The sequence below is a fragment of the Stenotrophomonas sp. HMWF003 genome, from assembly GCF_003061285.1.
In the GTDB taxonomy this organism is placed as follows: Bacteria; Pseudomonadota; Gammaproteobacteria; order Xanthomonadales; family Xanthomonadaceae; genus Stenotrophomonas; species Stenotrophomonas maltophilia_AP.
Genome location: NZ_QAIW01000088.1, coordinates 1 through 4,337, shown reverse-complemented (window position 1 = coordinate 4,337; position 4,337 = coordinate 1). Strand labels below are relative to the sequence as shown.

The following is a 4,337-nucleotide window of genomic DNA, read 5'->3' as shown; positions in this document are numbered from 1 at the left end:
GTGCGATCCATTCCGGCGGCATGTACAAGGGCGCCACCACCGTGTCCGGCAGCGCCTACGCGCTGTTGGCCGGCAGCATCTATTCGCCGGACAGCAACGGGCGGCTGGCCTGGCAGTGCTCCGGCTCGCCGACGCCGCGACCGATCCCGGTGCTGGTGTTCCATGGCACCGCCGACAGCACGGTGAACCCGGTGAACGGCCAGCAGGCCGTGCGCCAGTTCCTGCAGACCAATGACCTGGCCGACGATGGCCTGGACAACGACTCGGTGAAGTACGTTCCGACCAGTACCTACAACGGGCAGGTGCCGGGGGGGCGCGCGTATCGGGTTGACACCTATACCTACGGCGGCAGGACGCTGGCCCAGCATTACGTGGTGCAGGGAATGGGCCATGCCTGGAGTGGCAGCCAGACGGGGTTGCCGTTCACGGATCCGGACGGGCCCGATGCAACGTTGATTACGTGGCTGTTTTTGAAGGATCAGCTGCGCTGAGTCGAGCGAATCCCCGGCCCGTTGAAGGGCTGGGGATCTTGTAGAGCGGACCGTTGGTCCGATGCCACTGCGGTCCACTTCGCGCGTCCTGCGTCGAATGCGACACCCGATCTCAAGCGGCCGTTTCATCAAAGAGGAAGGGCTATGCTCCATCCGTGACTGCGTTCCTGCCTGTATTGCATTGCCTTTCACGAAACTCACCTCGAGAACGCGTTGGTGCCGCCGGGAATAGACTGCCACCATCGGATTGCGCTGATCAGAAGAATCAACCGACTTCCGTTACGCTCACTCCCGCGACATGGTTGCTTCTCGGAGCGTAAGAACTCCTGCAGATGCTCAGCACGTTGTACTCAATGTGTCGGGAGGGTGACGAAATACAACACCTTCGCGGAAATACGTCACGCCGGATCTGCACGGTTCTTAACCTCCCGACTCCCTCGCCATCCCGGCGAGGGATGTTTCCCATCGGAGGCCCACCATGTCCAGTCGTATCAACGATGCATCCCCCAGCGAAGCGGCCAGGCAGAAGCTCTGGTGGCGCACTCCCAGAAGCATCCTCACCAACGCACTCCACCACGACGGCCTGCAAACCTACCCAGGCTCTCCGCCCATCCCGTGCCTGAAGCTGCGTGGCTTATGGATGCACGCGCTTGGCATCGAGCCGGGCACCCGGCTGTATGTGCACACCAAGCCCGGCGGGATCATGCTCACCGTGAATGAGCCTGCGGCAGCCGATGCCCCTGTGGTTGCGTACCGCGCGCCGCCGCGCAGCTTCGCCGCCTCGATGGAGATCTATCGGGGGTAGGGAGGACGGTTGCCTAGCCGGTTCTTACGGTGCCACCCCGGGTGAGGAATAGCACTGTTCCGCTGCATCCACATTGATGGGCGCCTGACCTGAAAACTGCCGGGCAAACGTCGCGGCCGCCCAGGCGTCTGCCTGGCTTATCTGGGTTGGCGATAGGATGCCCAGCGCTCTGAGTTCGGCCAGGTTGTACTCGATACGTTCGCGTTGTTCCGGCAAGCTTCGCAGCGACGCGAGGCGCGCGCCCCGCCAGGTCAGGACGGGGTCCGCCTTCGGCACGCCATCACGCCAGGACGGATGCACCGCAGGAGAGGCCGCATACCTGGCCAGCGCCCTCACCGCAACGCGGGGGTCACCCCGTTCAAGCGCTTTTTGGCTGAACACGGGAGCGTACGCCACGTACCTGTCCACCAGTGACTTAACGAACGATGCGGATTCCGACCCGTCCGAGGCCGATATTCCACTCATCACAAAACACACTTCCGCATCCGGATTCCCGCGTACGGCGGCATCAAACACGGCGGCCGACGATGCCTCAGCCAATGCTTGCGGATCAGAGCCGCTGCAGAACGCGTCCAACGTCTTTACCGTTGAGAGCACTCTGGACGCGCTGGCGTCCATCGCCTCAAGCGTCGCCAGCGTTTCGCTGGAAAGCGAATTCCATTGCTTCCCCTCCAGCAGTGCGTCCACTTCATGGCGCGCCGAATGGTACAGAAGGCAGTCGTTGGCCTCCTTGTACGCCCTCACCACAGTGTCCAGGTCGCGGGATGCGCGCGTAGCTTCCTGGCGTCGCGCCCATTCGCTGGGATCCTTTCTGGCGGAACCCGCACTTGCTGACTCGTGGCTCTCAGCCACAGCATTGGGTGTGCGTGCTAAAACCGGCGGTTGCGCAGTGGCGGTCTTATCGTGGTGACGCCATTGCCAGGCACAAACGGCCACTATTGCAGCAACGACAATCACCGATGAAATCTGCTTTATGTAATGCATGTAGAAGTACTGCACGCAAGAACGTTCCGTCCATGAAAGCACGGGTCATTAGTCGATGTGATAAACGGACACCCTACCTTCCAGCTCAGCCTCTATCGATGGCATCCATCGGCTCGATTTTGGAAAGCGGGCAGGTGTTCGTGCATGCCGGAGTGATTGGAAACATGTACGGCAGGCGCATGCGCTCCCCCGAGCGCAGCCCGCATGCTGCCGTGTTCAAGGCGCATTGTCTACTCCGGTGGCTCAGAGCTGACGCAGCTTCGCACCAGAACTTACGTTGACTACATGGTTGTTCCTGAAGGATAAATTCCGCTGAGCCGACAGGGTCCCCGGCCCGCCCAAGGGCCGGGGATCTCGTAGAGCGGACCGTTGGTCCGCCGCCCTCACGGCATGGCCCCTGGTCGGTCGCCACCCCGACATCCGTTACAGGCGCACACGCCGTCGATCCGCTATCGTGGGAACCCTTTCGCCCTCCCACCAAGCGCCGACGCATGCAAGCTACTTCGATGATCACTCGAAACAGGCAATGGCTGAGTGGCGTCGGACTGTGCGCTGCGCTTCTTCTCGCCGGTTGCGCCGACGAAAAGGCCCCAGCGAAGGACTTGGGCGCGGACATCGACGAGGTCGCCGCAACGCTCATCGAGCAGCCGTTGCTGCACTCAACCTCGATCGCGGTGGTGTACCGGGGCAAGGAGTTCATCCGGCATCGCGGCGACATGGAAGCAGGGAAGCCAGGCCCTCCGACCGACGCGACCCTCTACGAAATCGGCTCGCTGAGCAAGACCCTGGCCGGTACCCTGATGGCCAACGCGGTCCTGGAGCACAAGGTGGGTCTGGACGACGACATTCGGATGTACCTGCAGGGGGACTACCCGAACCTGCAGTACAAGGGCGAGCCCCTGCGCGTTCGCAATCTGCTCTCACACACCAGTGGTCTGCCGAACATGTTGCCGGCGCGTGCGGACACGGTGCTCGCGGACTTCACCGATCACCGTACGCCGGGCGAACTCAACGCCGTGTACGCGGGTTACGGTCAAGCGGACTTCCTGAGGGATCTGCACACCGTCCAGATCGGAAGGCCGCCCGGAAAAGAGTACGCCTACTCAAGCGCCGGAACGGAGCTGGTGGCGCATATCCTGGAAGTGGTCTACAAGCGCGACTACGAAACGCTGCTGCGCGAGTTCCTTGGCGACTCCGTCGGGATGACTGGGGCCAGAATCCGACTGGGCGACGCCGAGGCCGCTCGCCTTGCGACTGGCTACCACAGCGACAATCCGGTGCCGACCACGCCGATGCCGCAGTTACCCTGGGGCGCTTCCGGGAACGTGAAGGCGACGACCCCGGACATGGTGAGCTACCTCAAGTTCCAGCTGGCCGGTGGGCCGGTCGTGACCGAATCGCACCGCGCCCTGGTCACGTTCGACCCCGAGTTCAGCATCGGCTACTTCTGGAACATCGTCAGCAGCGACGCCGTGAAGGGCGTCTACTATGCCCACCATGGGGGCGTGCCACGCTCGCAGTGCTACGTCTACGTCGTGCCCAGGTACGACCTTGGCATATTCGTCATCACCAACCAGAGCGGCGACGACACGGCACGCGCCATGGAGGCGGCGATCGATACCCTGGTCGAGAGGATCGCCGCACGTGAGAAGGTCGCTGCCAAGACCTGAAGCGCCGGGCCGGCCGTGACCGGGCGCGCTCAGCCAGGAAGCTCGCACTTCATCTTGCCGTCCACGTAGTAGGGCTTGGGCACATTCGGGTTGTCGCTGGTCTTTTCGAAAACCACTTCAAACGAATCGGCATCCGGCGTGCCCTTGCGGTCGGTGCAGGCGTCCTGCAGTTTCTTCTTCACCGCCGTGATCCCGGCATCGCGGTTGGCGCCGTCCGCACTGTTGGTCAGGTTGACGGTTTCAGCGGATGCCACGGCACTGAAACCCAACAGGCAGCCGGCAATCATCAGCGTGTGCAGTCTGGTCATGGCGCTTTACCTTGTGGACGCGAAGGGGGCTCCAGCATAGGGCGGTGCGGTGAAGATGCCGTGGTCAGCTGGCTCGGGG

At 62.7% G+C, this 4,337-nt stretch carries 4 protein-coding genes and 1 pseudogene; 3 read left to right on the top strand and 2 right to left on the bottom strand.

Annotated features, from left to right (window positions below):
* Positions 1-491: pseudogene (locus DBR34_RS03555) on the top strand (PHB depolymerase esterase); the annotation flags it as partial.
* 478 nt (positions 492-969) lie between these two features.
* Positions 970-1,296, top strand: coding sequence for a hypothetical protein (locus DBR34_RS03550; RefSeq protein WP_128095731.1), 327 nt, complete (start codon positions 970-972; stop codon positions 1,294-1,296).
* A 24-nt stretch (positions 1,297-1,320) separates the two neighbouring features.
* On the opposite strand, the gene DBR34_RS03545 is transcribed toward DBR34_RS03550, so the two are convergent.
* Entirely contained in the window at positions 1,321-2,295 is a 975-nt protein-coding gene (locus tag DBR34_RS03545; RefSeq protein WP_128095730.1) for a hypothetical protein, read from the bottom strand.
* Positions 2,296-2,786: 491 nt separating this feature from the next.
* On the opposite strand from DBR34_RS03545, the gene DBR34_RS03540 reads away from it, so the two are divergent.
* Positions 2,787-3,950 carry a serine hydrolase domain-containing protein gene (locus tag DBR34_RS03540; RefSeq protein ID WP_258223640.1) on the top strand — a complete coding sequence of 388 codons (1,164 nt, stop codon included), beginning with the start codon at positions 2,787-2,789 and terminating at the stop codon, positions 3,948-3,950.
* Between the two features lie 29 nt (positions 3,951-3,979).
* On the opposite strand, the gene DBR34_RS03535 is transcribed toward DBR34_RS03540, so the two are convergent.
* Entirely contained in the window at positions 3,980-4,258 is a 279-nt protein-coding gene (locus DBR34_RS03535) for a hypothetical protein (protein ID WP_128095728.1), read from the bottom strand.
* Between the last annotated feature and the right edge of the window lie 79 nt (positions 4,259-4,337).

What these genes read in the sequence shown, in the direction of transcription:
- DBR34_RS03550 (WP_128095731.1), top strand. Translation starts at nt 970, where the DNA reads ATGTCCAGTCGTATCAACGATGCATCCCCCAGCGAAGCGGCCAGGCAG.
- DBR34_RS03535 (WP_128095728.1), bottom strand. Translation starts at nt 4,258, where the DNA reads ATGACCAGACTGCACACGCTGATGATTGCCGGCTGCCTGTTGGGTTTC.
- DBR34_RS03540 (WP_258223640.1), top strand. Translation starts at nt 2,787, where the DNA reads ATGATCACTCGAAACAGGCAATGGCTGAGTGGCGTCGGACTGTGCGCT.